The organism is Streptomyces sp. L500 (assembly GCF_054551825.1).
Genome location: NZ_JBTOLC010000005.1, coordinates 209,341 through 235,304, shown reverse-complemented (window position 1 = coordinate 235,304; position 25,964 = coordinate 209,341). Strand labels below are relative to the sequence as shown.

Sequence of the window (25,964 nt, the reverse complement as noted above, 5' to 3'; positions counted from 1 at the left end):
TCTGCTTGGTGCGGGCCCAGCTGAGGCCGAGGTGGACGAGGGACTCCCCATCACCGATCGTAGCCGGGTTGTCGACCTGTGGGTGCTTGGCGGACGCCATGTCAAGGCCGCGGCCGAGGCCGCGCTCATGGGTAGCGACGAGGATGTCCGCAAGTTCCTCACCGAGGGCAAGGATGCTGCTGAGCGCAGCGACGACCTCATCGATGCGACGCGGATCGCTGCGGCCGGTGGGGCGAAGGTCCGTCAGGCGGCGTATAGCGCCCTGACTGGCTCCACCGAGGACCTGCACAACTTCCTGAAGGACGGTTGGCGGGAGCCGCATGAGACCGACCTGAAGATCACGGCCACGCGTATCGTCAGCGCCGGTGGCCCTGCAGTCAGGCGAGCAGGAACGGCAGCGCTTCAAGGGTCCGTAGAGGACATCCGTAAGTTCGTCGACGAGGGCCAGTACGAGGCGCGCGACTCCGATGACAAGATCCGGGTCACCCGGATCCTGGACGCCGGCGGCCCGGCGACGAAGGAGGCTGCCGAGGTCGCGCTGAGGGGCTCCATCGAGGACATCCGGGAGTTCCTGAACGTAGGCCAGTACATCGCCCGTTCCCGTGACCAGGAGCGAGCCACTGTCTCCCAGTTGGCCCAGCAGGCGAAGGAAGCCGGTGAAGTCGCCAAGCGACAGACCGAAGAGGCCAAGGCGGCTTCGGAACGCGCGGTGAGGGCAGCAGAGCTGGCCAAGGAGGCTGCGAAGCGGGCCGCGTCCGGGACCAAGGCAGCGGGCAAGGACGCAGGACGGGCTGCCGATGCCGCAGGCCGTGCGGCGGACGCCGCGGCAGGCGCCGCTCAGGCGGCACAGGAGGCCATTGGGGCTGCACAGGCCGCCAACTACGCGGCGAGGATGGCCGCGAACGCCGCGGCCCAGGCCTCGGCTGCGGCCGCAGCTGCTGCCGAGGCAGGGGCGCGAGCACGTGATGCCGCTGCGGGCGCTGCTATGGACGCCAGTCTTGCGGACGAGGCGAAACAGGCGGCCGAAGTTGCACACAACGCTGCCAAGGCCGCTGTCACGTCGGCAGAGGCTGCCTCACAGGCCAAGGCCGCTGCCATAGCTGTTGATACCGCCGTAAGCGCGGCTATCAACGCTGCCGAGAACGCTGAAGCAGCAGCCGCTTCGGCGGACGAGGCCGGCGGGTACGCGGGTGAGGCGGCTGAACAGGCCGCACTGGCCCGTGAATGGGCGGGTACGGCTCGCAGCCAGGCGCGGGAGGCTGCTCGCGCGGCCAAGCGAGCTCAGTATCTGGCCAGGGTCGCGGCGGACGCGGCGGGCGAGGCAGAGCGGGCTGCTCGCTCCGCCGCTGTGCACGCTGAGAACGCGGCGAAGGCGGCTGAAGAAGCTGCCAAGCACGCGGGCGAAGCGGCCAAGGCTGCTGAGCAGTCCAAGAATCATGCGAAGGCGGCCCAGGAGGCAGCCGACCACGCGAACTCCGCCGTGGCCACCGCACGCAAGGTGCAGGACGTTGCCCGACAGGTGGAGGAAGAGGAACTCGAGACCAGGAAGAACACCAGGATCGCGCAGGCCAAGGCACTTTCGCAGGCGAAGGAGAAGGCCAGGGCCGAAGCGGCTCGTGCGGAGAAGAAGCGCAAGGATCTCGACGACGAGGCGGCCCGCCTGGCCGCCGATGCAGCCAAACCGGGCGTCGACGCCAAGGACATGGCCGCCAATGGCCGCAAGGTGGCCGTCTGGGCGATGAGGACTCGCGGTCCTTGGAGCCAGGCGGCAGCCAAGACCGCGCTCGCCGGCAGCGACGACAACATCCGCGAATACGTACGGACCGGCCTTCAGCAGGCGGTGCAGGAGGATGACCGTGCGGAGGTTCAGCGCCTCGCCCTGGAAAGCAGCCTCGACAATGTCCGCAAGGCGGCCAAGGAAGCGCTCAAGGGCGATGCGAAGCAGATCAGCGAGTTCCTGAACAACGGCCAGCACGAGGCGGCCCGCACCGACTACCAGATCCGCGTTACCCAGATCGCGGACGCCGGCGGCCGCAAGGTCAAGGACGAGGCACGTGAAGTGCTCCTGAGCGGCTCGGTCGACAAGCTGCGGGAGTTCATCAGCGAAGGCCAGTACGCCGCCCGGGAAATCGACGAGCGCATCCGTGCCACCCAGCTCACAGACAGCGGAGGCCCCGAGACCAAGGCTGCAGCCGAGGTCGCCCTTCACGCACCACGCGAGTATCTGCATGCGTTCATCCAGATGGGGCAGTACGCCACGGCTCGCCAGGACCACCTCGCCGCGACACACGTCGCCTCGGTCAAACAGCTCATCGCCGAGGCATCGGTAGCCGCTGCGACCGCGCAGAAGAACGCCGCGGAAGCAGCCGTCGCCGCACTGAGGGGTGTCGAAGCAGCCACCGAAGCGAAGAAGTACGCCGACCAGGCGGCGGTGTCGGCAGGCAAGGCCCAAGAATATTCCAATCAGGCCGACGAATACTCGAAGCAAGCTCAGGCGTCAGCGACGGAAGCAGCCCGGTCGGCCCAGACAGCCACCGAGGCAGCCGCTGCTGCGGAAAACGACGCCGCAGCCGCAGAAGACTACGCGGACCAGGCTCAGACATCGGCTGATTGGGCCAGTTCCTTCGCCGACGACGCCTATTCTTCGGCTGGTATAGCAGCCGAATACGCACGACAGGCCGGCGAAGATGCCGATGCTGCCAAGATTTACACAGCAAAGGTCCAAGCACGCGTTCTCGAACTGCAGGCGATCGAATATGAAGAGGCACTCGCTCAGAAGAACGCCGAGGATCAAGCGCGAGAAGAGGCCAATGCGGCAGCGAAGCGCAAGCGTGAAGAGGTTGAAGCCCAGGCCCGTGCCAACAGAGTGCGCCCATTGCAGCCCGACGGATGGCGCTGGGATGATCCGGACACATGGAGAAAGGAAGACAAGTTCCTCTGGGACTTGCTAGACGGGCCTGCCGTCGTCGAGTGCAAGGAGAATTTTGGCTTTAACGGTACCTGCGGATGGGCAGTACTGGCGGTCGGTCCGGTAGGTAAGGGGAAGAAGCTCGCCAAGCTGGCAGAGAAGGCCGGGGGAGGCGTCGAATGGGTCGCCAGGAAGACGCGATTCTTTCGGAAGGGATGCAAGTGTTTCCTGCCGGGCACCAAAGTGCTCATGGGGGATGGATCAAGTAGGAACATCGAAGATATCCGAACAGATGACCAGGTCCTCGCAACCAACCCACTTACGGGGGAAACATCATCTCGCAGGGTCACTCAGCTGATCGCCACTGAAGAAGACAAGCACTTCAACGAGCTGACGATTGAGACCCCCAACGGGCCGAGGAAGCTTACTGCCACTCACGAGCACCCGTTCTGGAGCCCATCGGAACGTAAGTGGCTCGAAGCGAGGGACCTAAGGCCCGGCAACAGCCTCTTGAGCAGTGATCAAACCGCGCTCCGGGTTCAATCCAATCACCCCTATGATCAGCACGCGCGTACCTACAACCTTTCCGTCGAAGGTCTCCACACGTACTATGTGCTTGCGGGATTAACGCCAGTGCTCGTTCATAATTCTGGTGGGGGTTGCGCTGTCAAGCTGACGCGGGGAGAAAAGGTTGCTGCGGCGCGTGGCGTAGATGACCTTTCGCCTGAGCTGCGGAAGAGTTTAACCAAGTTTATGAAGGGGAGCCCCGGCGCAGCTGAGATCCCCGAGATAGTCCGTCTCCCTGGAGGCGGCGCCGAGTTCAGCTACAAGGTCCCGGGGATAGTTCCGAAGTCTTTCGCGATCTACCGGAAGCGAGTTAACTCCGAGGGTGTTACGGAGATGACCATCAAGACGACGTTCCTTCCGGATGGGAACATTGCTCACGTCAAGTTCAAGTAAGGATTCCGTCAGGTATGGACTCAGAGGCATGTGCGGCGCTTACCAGCCTGATCCGATGGAGCGCCTCCTTGGACGGCTTGATTGAAGACGCCAACCGTTGCGACCAGCATGATGGGCCTCCAGCATGCTTGAATGTCACTGTTGTCAGGGATATCCTACAGCGGTGCGTAGTGGGAGAATTGAATATCACCGAACTGCCCAAGTGGGCCGGAGCGGTACATATGCTGGATCGCTTGGAGTTCGACGAGCCAGATGTTGACTTGCTGACCCAGTTCCTCTTCGAAGTGTCGACTCCAGAACTATTTGAGCCGGTCACCGTAGATGTGTGTCAGCGGTGGATCGACCGACTTACATAGATCCGTGAGGATAGCTCACACATAGGCGATTTTGGGCCCCGGCGGATAAACATCCTCCGGGGCCCAAAACATCAGAAGCAGCGTCAAATCATTCTTGATTTCCGAATCAGGAGATTCCATACCCATCGAGCTCTACAAAATTCAGTTCAGTCGGGACGACTGCGTCCAAGGGTTCATTGAGCTGGACATCCATGGAGCCCGCATGCTGGGGCGCGGAGAAAGTGACACTATTAATGCGCTATGGCCACTGTTCCTTGGGGCGCTCGAAAAATTTGCAGCAGGCAAGGATTCCGTCCTCAGCTTTCCGGGACGCCGGTTCGAAATGGGTCTGTCGAGAATCCATGGCGGAAAAGTCAAGGTGAGGGTTGAGGGCTCCGAGGGAAAGCGTGTCACCGTAGGGAACGCAGATAAACTTATCAAGTCCCTCACCAAAGGGGCTGCCGACTTCTTCCAGGTCTCATTGGACACTTCCTCCAGAGCGGAATGGAGCTATCGCCGGGACCTGAACGCAGCGCTCTCCAATCTTGAGCGACAGACTCCCTGATCAGCATCCAGCACGCATCACCCCTTCTGTGCCGCCGCCACCAGTTCCCGCAGCTTCTGCGGCGTCAGGGGATGCGTCGGGTCGTCGTACAGGCTCTTGCCGTTGAGGATGACCGTGGGGGTGCCGCGGTGGCCGGACTTGCTGAAGGTGTCCTGGGACTTCTGGACCCAGCTGTTGTGGGGGCCGTCCTCGACGCACTTCTGGAACGACGCGGTGTTGAGGCCCGGGACCTTGTTCGCGATCTCCAGGAGCTTGGCCTTCTTGCCGTAGGCGTCGACCGTCTCCGGCGGCTGGCTCTTGTAGAGCTCGTCGTGGTACGGGAGGAACTTGCCGGCGTCCTGGGCGCAGGCCGCCGCGTTGGCTGCGTACAGGGAGCCGGAGCCGCCGAGGTTCTTGTCGATGAGGGTGACCAGGGTGTACTCGGCCTTCAGCTCGCCCTTGCCCTCCAGGTCGTGGATGGTGTCGCGGAAGCCGTTCTCGAACTGGCCGCAGCCGGGGCAGCGGAAGTCCTCGAAGACGACCAGGTTCGCCTTGGCGGCCTGGTTGCCGACGGGGATGGCGAGGCCGTCCTTGCCGATGGTGCCCTGGGGAGCGAGGAGGGGGCCGGCCGTCTTGCGCTTGTTGTCCTTGCCGCCGCCGGAGCCCGCCACCAGCGCCGCGATGCCCACGCCGGCGCCCAGGACGGCGGCCACCGCGACGACCGCGATCAGGGTCCGCTTGCGCTTGGCGCGGGACTCTTCCTTCCGGCGCTGTTCCTGCAGCCGTTCGCGGGCGCTGCGCTTACCGTCGCTGTTCTTCTGGCTCACATCCCCGTACAACGAACCGGGGGCGCGCTCGAGCGCGCTCCCGGTCGCCGTTTCCTTCAAAAGGGGGACGTGACCCTCGTGAGGGTTACGCGCGCTTGCGGACGCCCTCCGCCAGTTCGCCCGCCAGGGAGCGGACCGCCGCGATGCCGGACTCCAGGTCCGGCGCGTCCAGCAGGCGCTTGACGAACGCCGAGCCGACGATGACGCCGTCGGCGAACTGGGCGACCTCCTCGGCCTGTGTGGCGTTGGAGACGCCGAGGCCGACGCAGACCGGCAGTTCGGTGACGGCCCGGGTGCGGCGCACCAGGTCCTGGGCCTCGCGGCCCACCGACTCGCGGGTGCCCGTGACGCCCATCAGCGAGGCGGCGTAGACGAAGCCGCTGCCCGCCGCCGTGATCTTGGCGAGGCGTTCGTCGCGGCTGCTCGGGGCGACGACGAACACCGTGGCCAGGCCGTGCTGTTCGGCGGCCTTGCGCCAGGTCTCGGACTCCTCGACCGGCAGGTCGGGGAGGATGCAGCCCGCTCCCCCGGCGGCGGCCAGGTCGGCGGCGAAGCGCTCCACGCCGTAGGCGTCGACCGGGTTCCAGTAGGTCATGACGAGGACGGGGGCGCCCGTGATCTCGTGCGCTTCCTTGACCGTGCGGATGACGTCCTTGATCTTGATGCCGCCGCGCAGGGCGATGTCGTCGGCGGTCTGGATGACCGGCCCGTCCAGGACCGGGTCGCTGTGCGGCAGCCCGACCTCGACGATGTCGCAGCCGCCGTCGAGCATCGCCGTGACGGCTCGGACGCCGTCCTCCACGGAGGGGAAACCCGCCGGCAGGTAACCCACCAGCGCGGCGCGGTTCTCGGACTGGGCCGCGGCCAGGACCGAGTTCAGGAGTTCGATGTTGCCCGCCATCACTCGGCCCCCTCGGCAGTGCCCGCGGCGTTCGCGGTGTCGTACAGCCCGAAGTAGCGGGCCGCGGTGTCCATGTCCTTGTCGCCCCGCCCGGAGAGGTTCACCAGGATCAGGCCGTCCTCGCCCAGCTCGCGGCCGATCTCCAGCGCGCCCGCGAGCGCGTGGGCGCTCTCGATGGCCGGGATGATGCCCTCGGTGCGCGAGAGGAGCCGCAGCGCCTCCATGGCCTGGGCGTCGGTGACGGCCCGGTACTCGGCGCGGCCGATGTCCTTGAGGTAGGAGTGCTCGGGGCCGATGCCGGGGTAGTCGAGGCCGGCGGAGATCGAGTACGGCTCGGTGATCTGGCCGTCCTCGTCCTGCAGGACGTAGGAGCGCGAGCCGTGGAGGATGCCGGGCGTGCCCTCGGTGAGGGTGGCGGCGTGCTCGCCGGTCTCGACGCCGTGGCCGCCGGGTTCGCAGCCGATCAGCCGGACGCCCTCGTCGGGCAGGAAGGCGTGGAAGAGGCCGATGGCGTTGGAGCCGCCGCCCACGCACGCCACGGCGGCGTCGGGGAGCCGGCCGGCGCGCTCCAGGATCTGGCGGCGGGCCTCGACGCCGATGACGCGGTGGAAGTCGCGGACCAGGGCCGGGAAGGGGTGGGGCCCCGCGACCGTGCCGAAGAGGTAGTGGGTGCGGTCGACGTTGGCGACCCAGTCGCGGAAGGCCTCGTTGATGGCGTCCTTCAGCGTGCGGCTGCCGGACTTCACGGAGACGACCTCGGCGCCGAGCATCCGCATCCGGGCGACGTTGAGCGCCTGCCGCTCGGTGTCGACCTCGCCCATGTAGATGGTGCACTCCAGGCCGAAGAGGGCGCAGGCGGTGGCCGTCGCCACGCCGTGCTGGCCCGCGCCCGTTTCGGCGATGACGCGGGTCTTGCCCATGCGCTTGGTGAGCAGCGCCTGACCCAGCACATTGTTGATCTTGTGGGAGCCGGTGTGGTTGAGGTCCTCGCGCTTGACGAAGACACGGGCGCCGCCCGCGTGTTCGGCGAAGCGCGGCACCTCGGTGAGCGGGCTGGGGCGGCCCGCGTAGTTGACCATCAGGTCGTCGAGTTCGGCGGCGAAGGCCGGGTCGGCCTTGGCCTTGTCGTACTCGGCGGCGACCTGGTCGACGGCGGCGACGAGGGCCTCGGGGATGAACTTGCCGCCGAAGGCGCCGAAGTAGCCGGACGCGTTCGGCACCTGGCCCTCGGGGTCGGGTACGAAGAAGCCGGAGGACATGTGAGCACTCCTGGGATGTGCGGAAGTTCCGGGCGCGGGCGCGCTTACGGGCGCGCTGCCCGGTGATGACGGAAGGTTACGGCCGGACGCCGCGACGCCATCGCATCCCGTTGATCTGACCCGGCTCACAGCCGATGTGGTACCGCACCCGGCGGCCGCGCACGCGGCGCGCGGGCGCCCGGCAGCCGCGGGGGCGGCAGCCCCTGGCCAGCCCGGCGTAGGAGTGCTGAGGGGAGTCCGGGCCCTGGCCCGGCCGCCCGGCCCCGGCCGCGGGCACGCCGACGGGGGCCGGGCGTCGGCCCGGTCCCGTGCGGCGTGCGCGGCCGGTGGTCATCGCGCTCGTCAGCCCCGGCCGTGGCGGAGGGCGGGGTGGGCGCCGGCGGCGACCAGGTCGGCCACGGCCGTCCGGGGGTCGCGGCCGGTGACCAGGGACTCGCCCACGAGGACGGCGTCGGCGCCGTCGTTGGCGTAGGCGATGAGGTCGTGGGGGCCGCGGACGCCGGACTCGGCGATCTTGATGATGCCGTCGGGGATCTCGGGGGCCACCCGGGCGAACGTGCCCCGGTCCACCTCGAGGGTCTTGAGGTTGCGGGCGTTGACGCCGATGATGCGGGCCCCGGCGTCGACGGCGCGCTGGACCTCCTCCTCGTCGTGCACCTCGACCAGCGGGGTGAGCCCGATGGACTCGGCCCGCTCGATGAGGGAGACGAGGGCCTCCTGCTCCAGCGCGGCGACGATCAGCAGGGCCAGGTCGGCGCCGTAGGCGCGGGCCTCCCACAGCTGGTAGGCCGTGACGATGAAGTCCTTGCGCAGGATCGGGATGTCGACCCGGGCGCGGACGGCCTCCAGGTCGGCGAGCGAGCCGCCGAAGCGGCGCTGCTCGGTGAGGACGCTGATGACGGACGCGCCGCCCGCCTCGTAGTCCGCGGCGAGGCCGGCCGGGTCGGCGATGGCGGCGAGGGCGCCCTTGGAGGGGCTGGACCGCTTGACCTCGCAGATCACGCCGACGTTCTCGCCGCCGAGGGCGGCCGCGCCGTCCTTGGCCTGGGGGGCCTTGGCCGCGCGCTCCTTGAGATCGTCGAGGCTGACGCGCGCCTGCCGCTCCGCGAGGTCCGCGCGGACTCCGTCGATGATCTCGTCGAGCACACTCACGCGAGCGGCCCCCTTCCGGAATCGGCTGGTCAGGTCTGGTGCGGCACGACTTCACCACATCAGGCAATTGCGATGGTACTTGCCGGAGGGCGAAGGTTTCGCATCCGGTTGACGCGCATCCCGCCCATCGGACGACCGGAGGGGTGCCCTCCGGTGCGCACGGTGCGTGGTGCGGGGTTCGCGCGCGGTGTTCAGGTTACGTACACCGTACGCGAACGATCAGGATCGGTCCGTACCGGACCGTGTCGATCCACAACAATCCTTACCGGTCAGCGCCGGTCCGTTGCGGTCCCTGACGGTCGACGCCGTCGGCGGAACCGATCCGTCACCGAACGTATGGCTTACGGGTGGGATCTACGGCACGAGTGCCGAGCCGCACGGCAGATTGCGTACGACCGTGAACAGCAGCACGATCCCGGCCAGCGCCCAGACGTGTTCCGGCCGGAACGCGACGGGCATGCCCCCGCCCGTCCGGGCCGCCCGGACCAGCCACAGCGTCCAGAGCACGGCGAAGGCGGCGTACCCGGCGACGGCCAGGGCGTTCGCGCCGAGCGCCGTGCCGAGGTCGCCGTGGGCCAGCGCGTGGAGGCCGCGGAGCCCGCCGCAGCCCGGGCAGTACAGGCCCGTCCAGCGCAGCAGCGGGCAGGCCGGATAGGAACCGGGACGGTTGGGGTCCACCACGGCCACCCGGGTGACGGCCGCGGCCAGCCCGGCGGCGACGCCGAGCGGGGCGGCGAGGCGGCGCGGGAGGGTCTCGGACGTCATACCGGGCAGTTTCCGCCGGGTAGCACGAAGGCGCAGCTCAGGACATCCGTACGGGGTACCCCGTACGGGCCCGGGCCGCGCCTCGGCGCCGAAGGGACGGGACGGATCAGGCCCCGGTCCCGGCGGTCTGCGGGGCCTTCTTCGGGGACTGGCCCATGCCCATCATCCGCATGACCCCACCGACGACGCCGCCGAGGACCACCACGACCATGCCGGCCCAGAAACCGACGGGCTTGGCCATGACGACGAACGCGCCCGCGATGCAGAAGCCGATGAAGGCGATGGTGACACCGGTCCAGGCGGCCGGGGTGTGTCCGTGGTCGGTACCCGACATGAGTTGACTCCTCGTTGCTGTGGCGCGCCCGGGGGCGCGGAGATCGCTGGGGCCATTGTCCCCGACGTGCCGGGCGGCCGTGCGCCGGGGTTGGCGTCCGGCCGGGCGTGTCATCGCGCGGGGCCGCCCGTGGGGTCCTCACCCCGGTCGAGGGCCTTCCACAGCTCCTCGGGCCGCTCCGGGTCGGCGGGGGCCTTGGCGCGGCGCGGGGCGGGCGCGTCGCCGCGCTCGTAGCGGCCGGACATGGCGGGCCACTGCGTCCCGAAGCGCAGGGCGAGCAGCCCGGCGAGGAGGAGCAGGACGCCGCCGGCGACGGCGACCCACGGCCAGGCGGTGTGCCCGACGTCGGCGATGGAGGCGCGGGTCAGGCCCGCGACCTTGGCGGCCTTCTCCTCCAGGGCGGTGGTGTCGCTCAGCCCGGTGACCGACGCGCCCACCACTCCGGCGCCGCTCATCACGAGCAGCCCGGCGACGAAGCGGCGGGCCGCGCCGCGCACGGCGAAGACGGCGACGAGCGCGGCGAGGCCGACGACCGCCAGGGCGCCGGGCAGGGCCGTGACCTCCTGGCCGCTGGCCTGCTGGGCCATGCTGATGCCGCGCTCGGCGGCGGCGGTGCCCTCGGACCAGGTGCGGCCGGTGGCCAGGAGGACCAGGGCGGGGCCCAGGGCGCCCAGGAGGAGGGCGGCGGCGAGGCTCTTGCGTGCCTGGGGGCGGGAAGTGGGTACTGCTGCGGTCACGGGTACCACTATCCCTTGTCGGGGGTGCGGGCCGGTGGGCGGGTGCGGGCCGTGGGTGTGTGCCCACCCTCCCCCAGCTACCGCTGGGAGGTGCCCCCAGCCCTGCGGAACGATTGCCCACACCCCCACTACAGGCGGTTCGCCGTGTGGACTGCTCTGAGGACCGCGCCGGCCTTGTGGCGGCATTCGGCGTCTTCCGCCGCCGGGTCGGAGTCGGCGACGATGCCGGCGCCGGCCTGGACGTAGGCGGTGCCGTCGCGGAGGAGGGCGGTGCGGATGGCGATGGCGGTGTCGGAGTCCCCGGCGAAGTCGAGGTAGCCGACGCAGCCCCCGTACAGGCCCCGGCGGGCCGGCTCCAGCTCCTCGATGATCTGCATGGCGCGCGGCTTGGGCGCGCCGGAGAGGGTGCCGGCCGGGAAGCAGGCCGTGAGGACGTCGAAGGCCGTGCGCCCCGGCGCGAGCCGGCCGGTGACGGTGGAGACGATGTGCATCACATGGCTGTAGCGCTCGATCGACATGAAGTCGACGACCTCGACGCTGCCGGGCTCGCAGACCCGGCCCAGGTCGTTGCGGCCGAGGTCGACGAGCATCAGGTGCTCGGCGCGCTCCTTGGGGTCGGCCAGCAGCTCCTCGGCCAGGGCGGCGTCCTCCTGCGGGGTGGCGCCGCGCGGGCGGGTGCCGGCGATGGGGTGCACCAGCGCGCGCCCGTCCTCGACCTTCACCAGCGCCTCGGGGCTGGAGCCGACCACGTCGAACGCGCCCCCGTCGCCGTCCGGGAAGCGGAACAGGTACATGTACGGGCTGGGGTTGGTGGCCCGCAGCACCCGGTAGACGTCGAGGGCGGAGGCCGTGCAGGGGGTCTCGAACCGCTGCGAGGGCACGACCTGGAAGGCCTCCCCCGCGCGGATGCGCTCCTTGATGTCCTCGACGGCCGCCATGAAGTCCGGGCCGCCCCAGCGGGCGGTGTATTCGGGCAGCTCGGAGGCCGGCAGGGCGGTGGGCCGGGTGTCCACCGAGCGGCGGAGGTCGGCGGCCATGGCGTCGAGGCGGGCGACGGCGTCGGCGTACGCCTCGTCGATGCCGGTCTCGCGGTTGTCGTGGTTGATCGCGTTGGCGATCAGCAGGACCGTGCCGTTCCAGTGGTCGAGGACGGCGAGGTCCGAGGTGAGGAGCATGGTCAGCTCGGGCAGCCCGAGGGTGTCCTCGCCGTGCTCGCCGATCTTCTCCAGGCGGCGGACGATGTCGTAGCCCAGGTAGCCGACCATGCCGCCGGTGAAGGGCGGCAGCCCCTCGCCCTCGATCAGGTCGCGGGGGGTGTGGAGCGTCGCCACGGTGGCCCGCAGGGCGGCCAGCGGGTCCCCGTCGGTCGGCACGCCCACGGGCGGGGTGCCCAGCCAGTGGGCCTCGCCGTCGCGCACGGTCAGGGTGGCCGCGCTGCGGACGCCGACGAAGGAGTAACGGGACCAGGTGCGGCCGTTCTCGGCGGACTCCAGCAGGAACGTGCCGGGCCGTTCGGCGGCGAGCTTGCGGTAGAGGCCCACGGGCGTGTCGCCGTCGGCGAGGAAACGGCGGGTGACGGGGATGACCCGGCGGTCCTTCGCGAGCGTGCGGAAGGTCCCCGCGTCGGGGGTGACATCCCCGTCGGCTCCGCCGGGGCCGTGGGAAGCGTGTGCGGACGTGGCAGCCATGGCGCGGAGCCTACTGGCTGCGCGGGGTCAGCGGTCCAGGGGCAGCAGGTCCGCGTCGAAACAGGTCCGGGTGCCGGTGTGGCAGGCCGGGCCGACCTGGTCGACCTTGACCAGGATCGTGTCCGCGTCGCAGTCCAGCGCGACGGACTTGACGTGCTGTACGTGCCCCGAGGTGTCGCCCTTGACCCAGTACTCCTGGCGGCTGCGGCTCCAGTACGTGCAGCGGCCGGTGGTGAGCGTGCGGTGGAGGGCCTCGTCGTCCATCCAGCCGAGCATGAGCACCTCGCCGGTGTCGTACTGCTGGGCGATGGCGGGGATCAGGCCGTCGACGCTCCGCTTGAGCCGGGCGGCGATGGCGGGGTCGAGGTTGGACAGGGGGCGGGTGTTGCCGGTCATGGCCCCATTGTCCCCCGCGTCGTAGGCTGACGCCATGTCAACCCACGCGCAGCGCGAACGTCTGCTCCTCGCCGACCTGTTGGAGACGGTCGGCCCCGACGCCCCCACCCTCTGCGAGGGCTGGCGGGCCCGCGACCTCGCCGCCCACACCGTGGTGCGCGAGCGGCGGCCCGACGCCGCCGCCGGCGTCGTGATCAAGCCATTGGCCGGCCGGCTGGAGCGGGTGCAGGCGGAATTCGCGGCCAAGCCGTACGAGGAGCTGATCCAGCTCATCCGCACCGGTCCGCCGCGCACCTCGCCGTTCGCCCTCAAGCAGGTCGACGAGGCGGCCAACACCGTGGAGTTCTTCGTCCACACCGAGGACGTGCGCCGGGCCCAGCCGGACTGGACGCCCCGCGAGCCGGACCCCGTCTTCGCGGACGCGCTGTGGAGCCGGCTGGAACGCACCGCCCGGCTGGTCGGCCGGAAGTCGCCGGTGGGCCTGGTGCTGCGGCGCCCGGACGGCCGGACGGCGGTCGCCCAGAAGGGCGCGCCCGTGGTGACGGTCACCGGGGAGCCCGGCGAGCTGCTGCTGTTCGCCTTCGGCCGGCAGGACGCGGCGCGGGTGGAGCTGGCGGGCGAGGACACGGCGATCGCCAAGCTGAGGGCGGCGTCGCTGGGGCTGTAGGAGGCATCCGAGGCTCGCTTCTCCTGACACCCGGGGTGACACTGGTAGCGGGGGTGGAAGAAGGTGCCGATCATGGCTTTTCGGAGCAGAACGACGCGCGTCTTCGCCGGGCAGGGGCGTGACCAGCCGTCGTCAGCGCTGGCCGGCTACTCCTGGGGGCTTCTGCTGCTGCGCATGATGCTCGGCATCATCATGGTCACGCACGGTACGCAGAAGCTTTTCGGGTGGTTCGACGGGGCGGGCGTCGACGGCACGGCCCAGTACTTCAAGCAGGCCGGCTACCCGGCGCCGAAGGCGATGGCCGTGATCGCCGGGCTGAGCGAGTCGCTCGGCGGGGCCGGGCTGTTCCTGGGGCTGCTCACACCGCTGGCTGCGGCGGCGGTGCTGGGAACGATGGTCAACGCGCTGGGGGTGACCTGGGAGGGCGGATTCCTGCTGCCCAGCGGGGTGGAGTTCACGCTGCTGGTGGCCGTGAGCGCGGCGGCGCTGGCGCTGACCGGGCCGGGGGTGTACGCGGTGGACCACTACCTGCCGGTGCTGCGGGCGCATCGGGTGGTGTACGGGGTGGGGGCGATCGCGTTGGCGTTGGTGGTGGGGGCGATCTTCCTGCTGATCCGGGCCTAGGTCCGGGGGCGGAGCCCCCGAACCCCCGGTCCTCAACGCCGGACGGGCTGAAATTCAGCGCACAGCGTGCCCGGCGTCCTTCAGGGCTTCCTTGACGTCCCCGATGCGCAGGTCGCCGAAGTGGAAGACCGACGCGGCCAGGACCGCGTCCGCGCCCGCCTCGACCGCCGGGGCGAAGTGCTCCAGGCGGCCCGCGCCACCGCTGGCGATGACGGGGACGGTGACGTGACGGCGCACGGCGGTGATCATCTCCGTGTCGTAGCCGTCCTTCGTGCCGTCGGCGTCCATGGAGTTCAGCAGGATCTCGCCGGCGCCCAGCTCGGCGGCGCGGTGGGCCCACTCCACGGCGTCCATGCCGGTGCCGCGGCGCCCGCCGTGGGTGGTGACCTCGAAGGAGCCGGAGGCCGTGCGGCGGGCGTCGACGGACAGGACCAGGACCTGGCGGCCGAAGCGCTCGGCGATCTCGCGGATGAGCTCCGGCCGTTCGATGGCGGCGGTGTTGACGCCGACCTTGTCGGCGCCGGCGCGCAGCAGCTTGTCGACGTCCTCGGCGGTGCGGACGCCGCCGCCGACCGTCAGCGGGATGAAGACCTGCTCGGCGGTGCGGCGCACCACGTCGTAGGTGGTCTCGCGGTTGCCGGAGGAGGCCGTGATGTCGAGGAAGGTCAGCTCGTCGGCGCCTTCCCGCCCGTAGATCCGGGCCATTTCGACGGGGTCGCCCGCGTCGCGGAGGTTCTGGAAATTGACGCCCTTGACGACCCGGCCGTTGTCCACGTCCAGGCAGGGGATGACTCGGACCGCGAGGGTCACGCCGTTGCTCCTCTGAAAGCTTCTACTTCTACTTCGACCAGCACGCGGGAGTCGACGAAGCCGGAGACCACGACCATGGTCGCGGCGGGCCGGACGGCGTCGAAGAGCTCCTTGTGGGCGCGGCCGACCGCGTCCACGTCCCGCGCGTGGGTGAGATACATCCGGGTGCGGACGACGGACTCCGTGCCGAGGCCGAACTCCTTCAGCGCGGCGAGCGCGTTGCCGAAGGCCGTGCGGGCCTGCACATAGGGGTCGCCCTCGCCGTGGAGGACGCCGTTCACCAGCGGCATCGTCCCCGCGACGTGCACCCGGTCCCCGGCCGCGACGGCACGTGCGAAGCCGATCTCCGCTTCCCAAGGACTGTTCGTCTGGACGTGCCGCCGGGCCGGGGTATCGCTCATACGGACACTGCCTCCAGGGCCTCTTCCAAGGTGAACGCCTTGGCGTAGAGGGCCTTCCCGACGATCGCGCCTTCGACGCCCTCCGGTACCAGGGTGGCGATCGCGCGCAGATCGTCAAGAGAGGAGACGCCACCGGAGGCCACGACCGGACGGTCGGTGACGGCACAGACGTTCTTCAGGAGCTCCAGGTTGGGGCCCTGGAGGGTGCCGTCCTTGGCGATGTCGGTGACGACGTAGCGGGCGCAGCCCTCGGAGTCGAGGCGGGCGAGGGTCTCGTAGAGGTCGCCGCCGTCGCGGGTCCAGCCGCGGCCGCGGAGGGTCGTGCCGCGGACGTCCAGGCCGACCGCGATGCGGTCGCCGTGCTCGGCGATGACCTTGGCGACCCACTCGGGGGTCTCCAGGGCGGCGGTGCCGAGGTTGACGCGGGTGCAGCCGGTGGCGAGGGCGGCGGCGAGCGAGGCGTCGTCGCGGATGCCGCCGGACAGCTCGACCTTGATGTCCATCGAGCGGGCGACCTCGGCCACCTGCGCGCGGTTGTCGCCGGTGCCGAAGGCGGCGTCCAGGTCGACGAGGTGGAGCCATTCCGCGCCCGCGCGCTGCCAGGTCTGAGCGGCGGCGAGCGGGTCGCCGTACGACGTCTCGGAGCCGGACTCGCCATGGACGAGACGGACGGCCTGGCCGCCGCGGACGTCGACGGCGGGCAGGAGTTCGAGGCGGTGGGTCATGAAGTGGACCTTACGGATGAGGGAGCCGGCCGGGTGTCACGGCCGTCGGCGCGGCGACGGCGGGGTGCTGCGGTCACAGCGTGTCCAGCCAGTTGCGGAGCAGAACCGCTCCGGCGTCGCCGGACTTCTCGGGGTGGAACTGGGTGGCCCACAGGGGACCGTTCTCCACGGCGGCGACGAACGGCTCGCCGTGGGTGGCCCAGGTGACCTTGGGGGCGCGGATGTTGGCGTTGCCGACCTCCAGCTTCCACTCGCGCACGGCGTAGGAGTGCACGAAGTAGTAGCGGGTGTCCGCGTCGAGGCCGGCGAAGAGCGCGGAGCCCTCGGCCGGGGTGACGGTGTTCCAGCCCATGTGGGGGACGACGTCGGCCTTGAGCGGCTCGACCGTGCCGGGCCACTCGTCGAGGCCCTCGGTCTCGACGCCGTGCTCGATGCCGCGTTCGAAGAGGATCTGCATGCCGACGCAGATGCCCATGACGGGACGGCCGCCGGACAGCCGGCGCCCGACGATCCAGTCGCCGCGCGCGGAGCGCAGCCCGCGCATGCAGGCGTCGAACGCGCCGACGCCGGGGACGAGGAGCCCGTCGGCGTTCATGGCCGCGTCGAAGTCGCGGGTGATCTCCACGTCGGCGCCGACGTGGGCGAGGGCCCGCTCGGCGGAGCGGACGTTGCCGAAGCCGTAGTCGAAGACGACGACCTTCTTCGGGGTGCTCATGACCACAGTCCTTCGATACGCAGCACGCCGGCGGCCAGGGACATGGCCGCGCCTATGCCGAGCAGCACGATCACGCCCTTGGGCATGCCCTGCTTGACGAACGAGTAGATGCCGCCGACCAGGAACAGGCCGACGAGGATGAGCGCGGTGGAGGTGCCGTTCACGGTTAGAGGGCGCCCTTCGTCGACGGGAGGATCCCGGCCGCGCGCGGGTCGCGCTCGCTGGCGTAGCGCAGGGCGCGGGCGAGGGCCTTGAACTGGCACTCCACGATGTGGTGGGCGTTGCGCCCGTACGGGACGTGGACGTGGAGGGCGATCTGCGCCTGGGCGACGAAGGACTCCAGGATGTGCCGGGTCATCGTCGTGTCGTAGGCGCCGATCATCGGCGCCATGTTCTCGGGCTCGGTGTGCACGAGGTAGGGGCGGCCGGAGAGGTCGACGGTGACCTGGGCGAGGGACTCGTCCAGGGGCACGGTGCAGTTGCCGAAGCGGTAGATGCCCACCTTGTCGCCGAGGGCCTGCTTGAAGGCGGCGCCCAGCGCGAGGGCGGTGTCCTCGATGGTGTGGTGGGTGTCGATGTGGAGGTCGCCGTCGGTCTTGACGGTGAGGTCGAAGAGGCCGTGGCGGCCGAGCTGGTCGAGCATGTGGTCGAAGAAGCCGACCCCGGTCGACACGTCGACCTGCCCGGTGCCGTCGAGGTCGATCTCGACCAGGACGGAGGTCTCCTTGGTGGTGCGCTCGACGCGCCCAACGCGGCTCATGTGGTGCTCTCCTTGCGAATGGCGCGTACTGCGTCCAGGAAGGCGTCGTTCTCCTCGGGCGTGCCCGCGGTCACCCGCAGCCAGCCCGGGACGCCGTTGTCCCGTACGAGGACCCCGTGGTCGAGGATGGCTCGCCAGGCGGCGTGGCTGTCGTCGAAGCGTCCGAACTGGACGAAGTTGGCGTCGGAATCGGTCACCTCGCAGCCCATGGCGCGCAGCTCGGTGACGATGCGGTCGCGTTCGGCCTTGAGCTGTTCGACGTAGCCGAGCAGCGTGTCCGTGTGCTCCAGGGCGGCGAGCGCCGTGGCCTGGGTGACGGCCGAGAGGTGGTACGGCAGCCGGACGAGCTGGACGGCGTCGACCACTGCGGGGTGCGCGGCGAGGTAGCCGAGGCGCAGCCCGGCGGCGCCGAAGGCCTTGGACATGGTGCGGGAGACGACGAGGTTCGGGCGGCCCTCGATCAGCGGCAGCAGCGAGGGGCGGTGGCTGAACTCGCCGTACGCCTCGTCGACGACGACCAGCGAGGGGCGGGCCGCCTGCGCGGCCTCGTACAGCCGCAGGACCGTCTCCTCGTCGACCGCCGTGCCCGTGGGGTTGTTCGGCGAGCAGATGAAGACGACCTCGGGCCGGTGCTCGGCGATGGCGGCCACGGCGGCGTCGACGTCCAGGCGGAAGTCGGCGCGGCGCGGGCCGGAGATCCAGCCGGTGCCGGTGCCCCGGGAGATCAGGGCGTGCATCGAGTACGAGGGCTCGAAGCCCATGGCCGAGCGGCCGGGTCCGCCGAAGGTCTGGAGGAGCTGCTGGAGGACCTCGTTGGAGCCGTTGGCGGCCCAGATGTTCGCCATGGTGACCTCGTGGCCCGTGGTGCGGGTGAGGTACTTGGCGAGCTCGGTGCGGAGCTCGACCGCGTCCCGGTCGGGGTAGCGGTTGAGGTGCCGGGCGGCCTCGGCGACGCGCTCGGCGATCCGGGCCACCAGGGGCTCGGGGAGGGGGTAGGGGTTCTCGTTGGTGTTCAGGCGTACGGGCACGTCGAGCTGGGGGGCGCCGTACGGGGACTTTCCGCGCAGCTCGTCCCGGATGGGGAGGTCGTCGATACCGGTCACTTGCCTTCCGGAACCTTCCAGTCGAACCTCGCCTTGACCGCCGCGCCGTGGGCGGGCAGGTCCTCGGCCTCGGCGAGCGTCACCACGTGGCCCGCGACGTCGGCCAGCGCCTCGCGGGAGTAGTCCACGACGTGGATGCCGCGCAGGAAGGACTGCACGGACAGCCCGGACGAGTGGCAGGCGCAGCCGCCGGTGGGCAGGACGTGGTTGGAGCCGGCGGCGTAGTCGCCCAGGGACACCGGGGAGTACGCGCCGACGAAGATCGCGCCGGCGTTGCGGACGCGGGCGGCCACGGCGGCGGCGTCGGCGGTCTGGATCTCCAGGTGCTCGGCGGCGTAGGCGTCCACGACCTCCAGGCCCTGCTCGATGCCGTCGACCAGCACGATGCCGGACTGGCGGCCGCCGAGCGCGGGGAGGATCCGGTCCTCCACGTGCCTGGTGGCGGCTACCTGGACCGCGAGCTCCTTCTCGACCGCGTTCGCGAGCTCCTCGGAGTCGGTGACGAGGACGGAGGCGGCCAGCGGGTCGTGCTCGGCCTGGCTGATGAGGTCGGCGGCGACGTGCGCCGGGTCGGCGGTGGCGTCGGCGAGGACGGCGATCTCGGTGGGGCCGGCCTCGGCGTCGATGCCGATGCGGCCCTTGAGCAGCCGCTTGGCGGCGGCGACCCAGATGTTGCCGGGGCCGGTGACCATGTCGGCCCGGGGGCACTCGTCGGTGCCGTAGGCGAACATGGCGACGGCCTGGGCGCCGCCGGCCGCGTACACCTCGTCGACGCCCAGCAGCGCGCAGGCGGCCAGGATCGTGGGGTGCGGCAGGCCGCCGAAGTCGGCCTGGGGCGGGGAGGCGACGGCCATGGAGCCGACGCCGGCCTCCTGGGCCGGGACGACGTTCATCACGACGGACGAGGGGTAGACGGACCGGCCGCCGGGGACGTAGAGGCCGACGCGCCGGACGGGCACCCAGCGCTCGGTGACCGTGCCGCCGGGCACGACCTGGACGGTGGTGTCGGTGCGGCGCTGCTCGCGGTGGACGAGGCGGGCGCGGCGGATGGACTCCTCCAGCGCGGCGCGCACGGCCGGGTCGAGCTCTTCCAGGGCCTCGGTGATCGCCTCGGCGGGGACCCGCACCCGGTCGATCTTCACTCCGTCGAAGCGCTCCGCGTAGTCGATCAGGGCCGCGGTGCCGCGATGATGCACGTCGTCGCAGATGGGCCGCACCTTTTCCAGGGCGGCCTCGACGTCGAGCTCGGCACGGGGCAGCAGGTCGCGGTCGATGCCGTTCACAGGGAAGGCGTCGCCGCGCAGATCGATTCGGGAGATCACGCCGTCAATTGTCTCAGACCCGTCCTGTCGCACCGCTCCCCGTACCACCCAGTGATATGCCGCCAATGAGTTGATCTTTGGCTGACGGTGGACGGACAATCGCCACTCACCGCCGGTGTTCGAACGGTCACCCGGCGGGAATGGGGCGGGTACGCGGGGCGCTTACGAACGTACGCGCCCCGCCATGGAAAACGTTCGGGCCGGGAGAGGCCGCGAGAGGGGGGAGACCGTGACCGAGGGAGCCGTGGGCGCACCGCCCGCCGATCTCGAGCTGACCACCGCCGAGCGGGACATGTGGGAGGCCTTCCGCAAGGGCGCCACCCTCGACCTGCGCGGCCCGCGGCCCGAGCTCAACGACCCCAGCGGGCAGCACCCCTGGGGCCCCGAGCGCACCGTCCGCGCCCGGGTCGTCGCCCTGCTGCTGCTCAGCGGCCCGCCGCCGCACCCCGGCCGGGTCGCCGCGCTCAAGCTCAACGGCGTACGGATCACCGGCACCCTGGACCTCTCCGGCGGCACCGTCACCCCCTACGTCGAGCTCAACAACTGCCGGTTCGAACAGCAGCTGCTGCTGCCCGAGAGCACCTTCTCCACCCTCCGGCTGGTCGGCTGTGCCATCCCCCGGGTGGAGGCCGCCCGGATCCGCACCGAGGGCGATCTCCACCTGCCGCGCTGCGTCGTCCAGCACGGCATCCGGCTGACGGACGCCCACATCGGCACGGACCTGCTGCTCAACCAGCTGGTGGTGCGCCGCGACCGGCGCGGGCTGTCCATCGCCGCCGACGGGATGACCGTGGGGCAGGACCTCCAGGCCGAGATGATGCGCTCCCACGGCGAGCTGAGCATGCGCGGCGCGACCATCGGCGCCTCGCTGAGCCTGCGCGGCTCCACCCTCAACAACCCCTTCGGCCGCCGCGCGCTCAACGCCCCGCAGCTGAAGGTCGAGCGCACCCTCTACCTGACCTCGGCGGGCCTCGGCTACGCCCGCTACACCAGCGGCGCCACTCCCCCGTTCGGCATCGCCACCTCCGTGCCCGAGCAGAACGCCCGGCAGCGGCGCTTCGAGTGCCTGGGCGGGGCGCGGCTGGACGACGGGCGGTTCGGCGACGCCGTGGACCTCAGCGAGGCCCGCTTCGTGATGGAGTCCGACCAGGAGCTGTCGCTGCGCCGGGTGCAGACGCCCGAGCTGCGCTTCCTCGGGGAGCGGCAGCAGCGCGGCCGGGTGGTGCTGTCCGGGGCGCGCGTGGTCAACCTGGTCGACCGCTTCGACAGCTGGCCCGGCCCCGGCGGGCTGGCCATGGCCGGCTTCACCTACGAGAACCTGATCCCGATGGGCTCCTTCCCCCTGGCCCGCCGCCTGGACTGGCTGGCGGCGGCCACCCCCGAGTACGCGCCGGAGCCCTACGAGCGGCTGGCGGGCGCCCTGCGCGCCAGCGGCGAGGACGCCGAGGCGCGGGAGGTCCTCCTCGCCAAGCAGCGCCGCAGACGCGAGACGCTGCCCCCGGCGGGCCGGGCCTGGGGCCACCTCCAGGACTGGACGGTGGCCTACGGCTACCGGCCGGGCCGGGCCGCCGTGTGGATGGCGGTGCTGTGGGCGATCGGCGCCTGCTACTTCTCCTACCGGCCGCTGCCGCCGGTCAAGGAGGGCGAGGGCCCGGTCTGGAACCCCGAGCTGTACTCCCTGGACCTGCTGCTGCCCGTCATCGACCTCGGCCAGGGCACCGCGTGGCGGCCCGCCGGCGCCGCCCAGTGGGTGGTCGCGGCCCTCACCCTGCTCGGCTGGATCCTCGCCACCACGGTCGCGGCGGGCGCCTCCCGGCTGCTGCGCCGGCAGTGAGCCGACAGGGAGCCCACGGCCGGGGGCGCTCCGCCCCCGGTGAAATCCCCGCTCCACCGGGCCGCCCGGCCATTAGGCTTACGGCCCGTGACCACCGAGCGCCTTCCCCTGTTCCCGCTGAACTCGGTGCTGTTCCCGGGCCTCGTGCTCCCGCTGAACGTCTTCGAGCGGCGGTACCGCACGCTGATGCGTGACCTGGCGGAGCTGCCCGAGGACACACCGCGCCGCTTCGGCGTCGTCGCCATCCGCGACGGCCACGAGGTGGCCCCCAGCGCCCCGGGCCTGCCGGAGGAGGCCCGCCCCGAGCCGGGCCCCGCCTCCGGCTTCGGCCCCGACCCGATCGCGTCCTTCTTCGCCATGGGCTGCGTCGCGGACGCCGCCACCATCCGCAAGCGCCCCAACGGCTCCTACGAGGTCCTCGCCACCGGCACGACCCGTTTCCGGCTGCTGTCCGTCGACGCCTCGGGCCCGTACCTGACCGCCGAGATCGAGCACGTCGAGGAGCGGCAGGGCGAGGGGGCCGGGGCCCTCGCCTCGGGCGTCGTCCGGGCCTTCCGCGCCTACCAGAAGCGGCTGGCCGGGGCGAACGACGCCTCGCTCGCGGGCCGCGCGGAGCTGCCGGGCGAGCCACGGGTGCTGTCCTACCTGGTCGCGGCGGCGGCCGTGCTGGACACCCCGGCCAAGCAGCGGCTGCTCCAGGCGCCCGACACCGCCTCGCGGCTCGCGGACGAGCTGCGGCTGCTGCGCGCCGAGACGGCCGTCATGGGCAAACTCCCCTCCCTGCCCGCCGTCGAGCTCACCCGGCGGCCCACCAGCCCCAACTGATCGACAGGACGAGGTTTTGGCGAAGAAGAACGGCAAACGGCAGGGCGCGGGCTCGACGCCCGCGATCGTCGCCCTGGAGAAGGCCGGTGCCGCCTTCACCGTCCACGCCTACGAGCACGACCCGGCCACCCCTTCCTACGGCGAGGAGGCCGCGCATGCGCTGGGCGTGGAGCCCGGGCGGGTCTTCAAGACCCTCGTCGCCGAGGTCGACGGCGCGCTGACCGTGGCCGTCGTGCCGGTGTCGGGCTCGCTCGACCTCAAGGCGCTCGCCACGGCCGTCGGCGGCAAGCGCGCCGCGATGGCCGACCCGGCCGCCGCGGAGCGCACGACCGGGTACGTCCGGGGCGGCATCTCCCCGCTCGGGCAGCGCAAGCGCCTCCCGACCGCGCTGGACGCGTCCGCGCGGACGCACGCCACGATCTGTGTGTCGGCGGGGCGGCGAGGGCTGGAGGTCGAGCTCGCGCCGGAGGATCTGGCGGCGCTGATGGGGGCGGTGGTGGCGGCGATCGCACGCCCTTGACGGCGGTCCGCGCCGTCGTTACGACCGAAGGGGACCGCCACGCGAGCGGTCCACTATGGGAGGGGACGCCCATGTCGAAGCGCACCCGTAAGCGCCGGTGGCGGCTGAAGAAGGGCCGCGCCAACCACGGCCGTAGGCCGGCGTAGGGCCGAACGCCGGACGGGCTGAATGCAGCCCGTCCGGCGTTTGAGGACAAAGCACAGCAGCCCGTCCGGCGTTTGAGGACGAAACGGTGAAAGGGCGGGGCCGGGCTACCGCTCCGGCCAGTGCGGGACCATCGGCGGTTCCGGGTCCCTCGGGCCGAACAGGGCCGTCAGGCCCAGGTGCGTGGCCATCGCGGCCAGCGGCCACGCCAGCAGCATCCCCTTCGCCCCCAGCCGCAGCGGCGCGTCGAAGACGACGCCCTTGCCCACGGCCAGGGCGTGCGCGGCCACATCGCCGGTCGGGCCGAGCCGGATGCCGAGCCGCCAGGCGACCAGCGAGGCCAGCAGCGAGCCGACGGCCAGGCCCACGACGATCGCGATGCCGCCGGCGCGGCGGAAGAGGAACACCAGGGCCGCGCTCAGCACGCCGAAGCCCAGCCCCAGCAGGCCGAACCAGCCGTCCGCGCCGATGGCCTGCTCGCCCTCGGTGTTCTTCAGGTAGACGGCCTTGCCGTCGGAGATCAGCGGCACCCGGGGCGCCAGCCACACCCACAGCAGGCCCAGCAGCACACCGGCCAGCGTCACCGCCGCGAGGATCACCGCGCCCTGCCGCAGCTCGGCGCGCGCCTCCGCCCGGGCCCGCTCCCGCGCCTGGTCGGCCTGGTCGTCCTGCCGGTCGGGGGCGGGCTCGGGGCTCGGGCCGTCGGAGGAGGAGTCGTCCTGCGGAGTCAGCGGTGCGGTCACCCCGCCATCGTGCCAGGTCGGCGTGGGCGCCCCGGCGCCAGGAGGGTCGGTGCGGCGCGTCACCGCACCGCCGCCCGGCGGTAGGCCCAGGTGGCCACGGCCAGCGACACGACGCCGACGGCCGCGCACACCCCGAGGTCGGCCACCACCAGCAGCCAGTCCGGGCGGGCGTCGAAGGACCGCGCGAGCGCCTCCACGCCGTAGGTCGACGGCAGCAGATCCCGCGCGAACGCGATCGGCGCCGGCATGTGCGCGGCCGGCAGCACGCCCAGCAGCAGCGCCGCCGACATGCCCAGCTGGCCGCCCAGCGTGGCGAGCTCCTGGCGCGGCGCGAGCAGCCCCAGGGCGGCGCCCAGTCCGGCGAGGGCCGCGCCCGAGACGGGGATCACGGCCGCCAGCACCCACAGGTGCGCCATCGGCAGTTTGAACAGCACGCTGCCCACCACCGCCGTGACGAGGGTGCCGGGCGCGGTGAAGGACGCGTACGCCCCGGCCGCCCCCAGCACGACCGCCGCGGGCGGCACCGGCAGCGTCGCGTAGTGGTCGAGGCCGCCACCGGCGCGCAACTGGCCGAAGTACTGGGCGAGGAGGTTGAGCGCGACGAACGCCACGACCAGGACGCTGGAGCCGGCCACGACGGACCGCGCCTCGTCGCCGCCGTCGACGACGCCGCGCATCATGACCATGATGCCGACGGACTGGAACGTCGCCACGAACAGCAGCGGGATCCGCGCCACGCGGGCGCGCGAGAGCTGCGCCCGGTAGACGGCCGCCAGCGCGGGCAGCAACCGCGCCCCGGGCGCGAGGGGGGCGGCGGCGCCGTCCTCGGCCCCGGCCCCGGGCCGCTCCCCACCCCGGTCCCGGACCGTCCCGGACACCGCCTCTGCGGATACGGCACTCACGCGGCACAGCTCCTGTTCGCTACGGACCTCGTCACGCCTTCACCAGCCCCTGCGCCCGGCCGCCGCCGAGGGCGAGGTAGACGTCCTCCAGGCTCGGCGTGGCGAGCGTGAAGTCGTCCAGCGCGGCGAAGGCGGGACCGCCGGTCACCGCGGCGACGGCCGCGCGCGCCTCCGCCGGGCCGAGCCGCAGCGACCAGCGGCGGCCGGTCTCCAGGGCGGCGTCGCGCAGCGCGGCGACCTCGGGCACGTCCAACGGCGGCTCGGTGCGCCAGACCAAATCGACGCGCACCTCGTCGCCGACGAGCTCCTTGAGCCCCGACGGGGTGTCACAGGCGATGATCCGCCCGTGCTCCAGGACCGCGACCCGGTCCAGCACGGTCTCCGCCTCGATGACGTTGTGGGTGACGAGCAGCACGGTGGTGCCGCGCTCGGCGCGGCGCCGGTCCACGGCGGCCCACACGGCCCGGCGGGCCACGGGGTCCATGCCGGTGGTCGGCTCGTCCAGGACGAGCAGGGGCCGGTCGCCGACCAGCGCGGCGGCGAAGCAGGCGAGGCGACGCTGGCCGCCGGAGAGCTTCTTCAGCGGGCGGTCGGCGAGGGGCGCGAGGCCCAGCTCGTCGAGGACGGCGTCCCGTTCGGCGCGGGCCGTGCGCAGGTCCAGGCCGCGCAGCCGGCCGGTGGTCTCGGCGGCCAGGGACACCGTCAGCTCGTCCAGCGCGGTCGACTCCTGGCCGAGGTAGCCGACGAGGCGCGCGGCGCGCTCGGGGTGGCGGACGAGGTCGTGGCCGAGGAGGTCGACGCTGCCGGCGTCGGGGCGGAGCAGTCCGGTGAGCTGGCGGACGAGCGTGGTCTTGCCGGCGCCGTTGGGGCCGAGCAGTCCGAAGATCTCACCGCGCCGGATGTCGAGGTCGATGCCGTCGGTGGCCCGGACCGGATCCGGGCCCGGGCGGCCGCGGCGGCCGCGCGCGGCCGGGTAGGTCTTGACGAGCCCCCGCACGGTGCACACCGTGGCGCCCGCGGCACGCTCCGCCTGTTTCCCGACCGTTCTCACGAGCTATGAGGG

27 protein-coding genes are annotated in these 25,964 nt (G+C 71.5%); 7 read left to right on the top strand and 20 right to left on the bottom strand.

What is annotated here, in order from left to right:
* Window positions 1-31 precede the first annotated feature (31 nt).
* A complete protein-coding gene (locus tag ACX9I7_RS08660; protein ID WP_459386958.1) occupies window positions 32-3,868 on the top strand; it encodes a polymorphic toxin-type HINT domain-containing protein in 3,837 nt (1,278 codons plus the stop codon).
* 558 nt (window positions 3,869-4,426) lie between these two features.
* Window positions 4,427-4,768 carry a hypothetical protein gene (locus tag ACX9I7_RS08655; RefSeq protein WP_459386957.1) on the top strand — a complete coding sequence of 114 codons (342 nt, stop codon included), beginning with the start codon at window positions 4,427-4,429 and terminating at the stop codon, window positions 4,766-4,768.
* 17 nt (window positions 4,769-4,785) lie between these two features.
* Here ACX9I7_RS08655 and ACX9I7_RS08650 read toward each other — a convergent pair whose 3' ends face one another.
* From ACX9I7_RS08650 to hisI, 9 genes are all read right to left on the bottom strand, one after another.
* Entirely contained in the window at window positions 4,786-5,574 is a 789-nt protein-coding gene (locus ACX9I7_RS08650) for a DsbA family protein (RefSeq protein WP_387577506.1), read from the bottom strand.
* Window positions 5,575-5,659: 85 nt separating this feature from the next.
* Entirely contained in the window at window positions 5,660-6,475 is an 816-nt protein-coding gene (trpA, locus tag ACX9I7_RS08645) for a tryptophan synthase subunit alpha (protein ID WP_397612769.1), read from the bottom strand.
* Entirely contained in the window at window positions 6,475-7,734 is a 1,260-nt protein-coding gene (gene trpB, locus ACX9I7_RS08640) for a tryptophan synthase subunit beta (protein ID WP_358630348.1), read from the bottom strand. Before trpB ends, trpA begins: the two co-directional genes overlap by 1 nt.
* A gap of 342 nt (window positions 7,735-8,076) precedes the next feature.
* Complete coding sequence (trpC, locus tag ACX9I7_RS08635; protein WP_387577502.1) at window positions 8,077-8,886, bottom strand: indole-3-glycerol phosphate synthase TrpC; 810 nt, start codon at window positions 8,884-8,886, stop codon at window positions 8,077-8,079.
* A 354-nt stretch (window positions 8,887-9,240) separates the two neighbouring features.
* Window positions 9,241-9,651 (bottom strand): DUF2752 domain-containing protein, encoded by a 411-nt coding sequence (locus ACX9I7_RS08630; protein ID WP_459386956.1) that lies wholly within the window; start codon window positions 9,649-9,651, stop codon window positions 9,241-9,243.
* Between the two features lie 106 nt (window positions 9,652-9,757).
* Complete coding sequence (locus tag ACX9I7_RS08625; RefSeq protein ID WP_189455144.1) at window positions 9,758-9,985, bottom strand: HGxxPAAW family protein; 228 nt, start codon at window positions 9,983-9,985, stop codon at window positions 9,758-9,760.
* Between the two features lie 110 nt (window positions 9,986-10,095).
* On the bottom strand, window positions 10,096-10,722 hold the full coding sequence (locus ACX9I7_RS08620; RefSeq protein WP_387577498.1) for a TIGR02234 family membrane protein: 627 nt from the start codon (window positions 10,720-10,722) through the stop codon (window positions 10,096-10,098).
* 128 nt (window positions 10,723-10,850) lie between these two features.
* The gene (locus ACX9I7_RS08615) at window positions 10,851-12,410 is read right to left on the bottom strand and encodes an anthranilate synthase component I (protein WP_459386955.1); all 1,560 of its coding nucleotides are present in this window, start codon (window positions 12,408-12,410) and stop codon (window positions 10,851-10,853) included.
* Window positions 12,411-12,437: 27 nt separating this feature from the next.
* On the bottom strand, window positions 12,438-12,806 hold the full coding sequence (hisI, locus tag ACX9I7_RS08610) for a phosphoribosyl-AMP cyclohydrolase (protein ID WP_189455150.1): 369 nt from the start codon (window positions 12,804-12,806) through the stop codon (window positions 12,438-12,440).
* A gap of 34 nt (window positions 12,807-12,840) precedes the next feature.
* On the opposite strand from hisI, the gene ACX9I7_RS08605 reads away from it, so the two are divergent.
* Together ACX9I7_RS08605 and ACX9I7_RS08600 are read left to right on the top strand one after the other, a co-directional pair.
* Window positions 12,841-13,473, top strand: a complete 633-nt coding sequence (locus tag ACX9I7_RS08605; RefSeq protein ID WP_126913697.1) for a TIGR03085 family metal-binding protein — start codon at window positions 12,841-12,843, stop codon at window positions 13,471-13,473.
* A 72-nt stretch (window positions 13,474-13,545) separates the two neighbouring features.
* Window positions 13,546-14,097 carry a DoxX family protein gene (locus ACX9I7_RS08600; RefSeq protein WP_459386954.1) on the top strand — a complete coding sequence of 184 codons (552 nt, stop codon included), beginning with the start codon at window positions 13,546-13,548 and terminating at the stop codon, window positions 14,095-14,097.
* A gap of 54 nt (window positions 14,098-14,151) precedes the next feature.
* On the opposite strand, the gene hisF is transcribed toward ACX9I7_RS08600, so the two are convergent.
* The 8 genes from hisF to hisD all read right to left on the bottom strand — a co-directional run bounded on the left by hisF (window position 14,152) and on the right by hisD (window position 19,933).
* Complete coding sequence (gene hisF, locus ACX9I7_RS08595) at window positions 14,152-14,907, bottom strand: imidazole glycerol phosphate synthase subunit HisF (RefSeq protein ID WP_387577493.1); 756 nt, start codon at window positions 14,905-14,907, stop codon at window positions 14,152-14,154.
* Window positions 14,904-15,308, bottom strand: a complete 405-nt coding sequence (locus ACX9I7_RS08590) for a RidA family protein (RefSeq protein WP_358634495.1) — start codon at window positions 15,306-15,308, stop codon at window positions 14,904-14,906. Before ACX9I7_RS08590 ends, hisF begins: the two co-directional genes overlap by 4 nt.
* Window positions 15,305-16,033 (bottom strand): bifunctional 1-(5-phosphoribosyl)-5-((5-phosphoribosylamino)methylideneamino)imidazole-4-carboxamide isomerase/phosphoribosylanthranilate isomerase PriA, encoded by a 729-nt coding sequence (gene priA / locus ACX9I7_RS08585; RefSeq protein ID WP_126913701.1) that lies wholly within the window; start codon window positions 16,031-16,033, stop codon window positions 15,305-15,307. Before priA ends, ACX9I7_RS08590 begins: the two co-directional genes overlap by 4 nt.
* Before the next feature lie 73 nt (window positions 16,034-16,106).
* Window positions 16,107-16,748, bottom strand: coding sequence for an imidazole glycerol phosphate synthase subunit HisH (gene hisH / locus ACX9I7_RS08580; RefSeq protein ID WP_459386953.1), 642 nt, complete (start codon window positions 16,746-16,748; stop codon window positions 16,107-16,109).
* On the bottom strand, window positions 16,745-16,912 hold the full coding sequence (locus ACX9I7_RS08575) for a hypothetical protein (RefSeq protein ID WP_189455162.1): 168 nt from the start codon (window positions 16,910-16,912) through the stop codon (window positions 16,745-16,747). The genes hisH and ACX9I7_RS08575 overlap by 4 nt, the downstream gene beginning before the upstream one ends.
* Before the next feature lie 2 nt (window positions 16,913-16,914).
* Window positions 16,915-17,508, bottom strand: a complete 594-nt coding sequence (hisB, locus tag ACX9I7_RS08570) for an imidazoleglycerol-phosphate dehydratase HisB (protein ID WP_387577490.1) — start codon at window positions 17,506-17,508, stop codon at window positions 16,915-16,917.
* On the bottom strand, window positions 17,505-18,611 hold the full coding sequence (locus ACX9I7_RS08565; RefSeq protein WP_387577488.1) for a histidinol-phosphate transaminase: 1,107 nt from the start codon (window positions 18,609-18,611) through the stop codon (window positions 17,505-17,507). The genes hisB and ACX9I7_RS08565 overlap by 4 nt, the downstream gene beginning before the upstream one ends.
* Complete coding sequence (gene hisD, locus ACX9I7_RS08560) at window positions 18,608-19,933, bottom strand: histidinol dehydrogenase (protein ID WP_387577486.1); 1,326 nt, start codon at window positions 19,931-19,933, stop codon at window positions 18,608-18,610. The genes ACX9I7_RS08565 and hisD overlap by 4 nt, the downstream gene beginning before the upstream one ends.
* A 229-nt stretch (window positions 19,934-20,162) precedes the next feature.
* Here hisD and ACX9I7_RS08555 point away from each other — a divergent pair, with 229 nt between their 5' ends.
* From ACX9I7_RS08555 to ybaK, 3 genes are all read left to right on the top strand, one after another.
* A complete protein-coding gene (locus ACX9I7_RS08555; protein WP_459386952.1) occupies window positions 20,163-21,767 on the top strand; it encodes an oxidoreductase in 1,605 nt (534 codons plus the stop codon).
* Window positions 21,768-21,854: 87 nt separating this feature from the next.
* Window positions 21,855-22,592 (top strand): LON peptidase substrate-binding domain-containing protein, encoded by a 738-nt coding sequence (locus tag ACX9I7_RS08550; protein ID WP_358634487.1) that lies wholly within the window; start codon window positions 21,855-21,857, stop codon window positions 22,590-22,592.
* Window positions 22,593-22,608: 16 nt separating this feature from the next.
* Window positions 22,609-23,112 carry a Cys-tRNA(Pro) deacylase gene (ybaK, locus tag ACX9I7_RS08545; protein WP_459386951.1) on the top strand — a complete coding sequence of 168 codons (504 nt, stop codon included), beginning with the start codon at window positions 22,609-22,611 and terminating at the stop codon, window positions 23,110-23,112.
* A 251-nt stretch (window positions 23,113-23,363) separates the two neighbouring features.
* On the opposite strand, the gene ACX9I7_RS08540 is transcribed toward ybaK, so the two are convergent.
* The 3 genes from ACX9I7_RS08540 to ACX9I7_RS08530 are packed head-to-tail and all read right to left on the bottom strand — an operon-like array spanning window position 23,364 to window position 25,907.
* Complete coding sequence (locus ACX9I7_RS08540) at window positions 23,364-23,999, bottom strand: hypothetical protein (RefSeq protein ID WP_459386950.1); 636 nt, start codon at window positions 23,997-23,999, stop codon at window positions 23,364-23,366.
* A gap of 59 nt (window positions 24,000-24,058) precedes the next feature.
* Window positions 24,059-24,901 carry an ABC transporter permease gene (locus tag ACX9I7_RS08535; RefSeq protein ID WP_358634483.1) on the bottom strand — a complete coding sequence of 281 codons (843 nt, stop codon included), beginning with the start codon at window positions 24,899-24,901 and terminating at the stop codon, window positions 24,059-24,061.
* Window positions 24,902-24,932: 31 nt separating this feature from the next.
* A complete protein-coding gene (locus tag ACX9I7_RS08530; protein WP_189455366.1) occupies window positions 24,933-25,907 on the bottom strand; it encodes an ABC transporter ATP-binding protein in 975 nt (324 codons plus the stop codon).
* Between the last annotated feature and the right edge of the window lie 57 nt (window positions 25,908-25,964).

Excerpts from the sequence above, each read along its gene's own strand:
- hisB (WP_387577490.1), bottom strand. The coding sequence starts at position 17,508 with ATGAGCCGCGTTGGGCGCGTCGAGCGCACCACCAAGGAGACCTCCGTC.
- trpA (WP_397612769.1), bottom strand. The coding sequence starts at position 6,475 with ATGGCGGGCAACATCGAACTCCTGAACTCGGTCCTGGCCGCGGCCCAG.
- ACX9I7_RS08590 (WP_358634495.1), bottom strand. The coding sequence starts at position 15,308 with ATGAGCGATACCCCGGCCCGGCGGCACGTCCAGACGAACAGTCCTTGG.
- ACX9I7_RS08625 (WP_189455144.1), bottom strand. The coding sequence starts at position 9,985 with ATGTCGGGTACCGACCACGGACACACCCCGGCCGCCTGGACCGGTGTC.
- priA (WP_126913701.1), bottom strand. The coding sequence starts at position 16,033 with ATGACCCACCGCCTCGAACTCCTGCCCGCCGTCGACGTCCGCGGCGGC.
- ACX9I7_RS08615 (WP_459386955.1), bottom strand. The coding sequence starts at position 12,410 with ATGGCTGCCACGTCCGCACACGCTTCCCACGGCCCCGGCGGAGCCGAC.
- trpB (WP_358630348.1), bottom strand. The coding sequence starts at position 7,734 with ATGTCCTCCGGCTTCTTCGTACCCGACCCCGAGGGCCAGGTGCCGAAC.
- hisH (WP_459386953.1), bottom strand. The coding sequence starts at position 16,748 with ATGAGCACCCCGAAGAAGGTCGTCGTCTTCGACTACGGCTTCGGCAAC.
- ACX9I7_RS08600 (WP_459386954.1), top strand. The coding sequence starts at position 13,546 with ATGGCTTTTCGGAGCAGAACGACGCGCGTCTTCGCCGGGCAGGGGCGT.
- ACX9I7_RS08605 (WP_126913697.1), top strand. The coding sequence starts at position 12,841 with ATGTCAACCCACGCGCAGCGCGAACGTCTGCTCCTCGCCGACCTGTTG.
- ACX9I7_RS08655 (WP_459386957.1), top strand. The coding sequence starts at position 4,427 with ATGCTGGGGCGCGGAGAAAGTGACACTATTAATGCGCTATGGCCACTG.
- ACX9I7_RS08630 (WP_459386956.1), bottom strand. The coding sequence starts at position 9,651 with ATGACGTCCGAGACCCTCCCGCGCCGCCTCGCCGCCCCGCTCGGCGTC.
- hisI (WP_189455150.1), bottom strand. The coding sequence starts at position 12,806 with ATGACCGGCAACACCCGCCCCCTGTCCAACCTCGACCCCGCCATCGCC.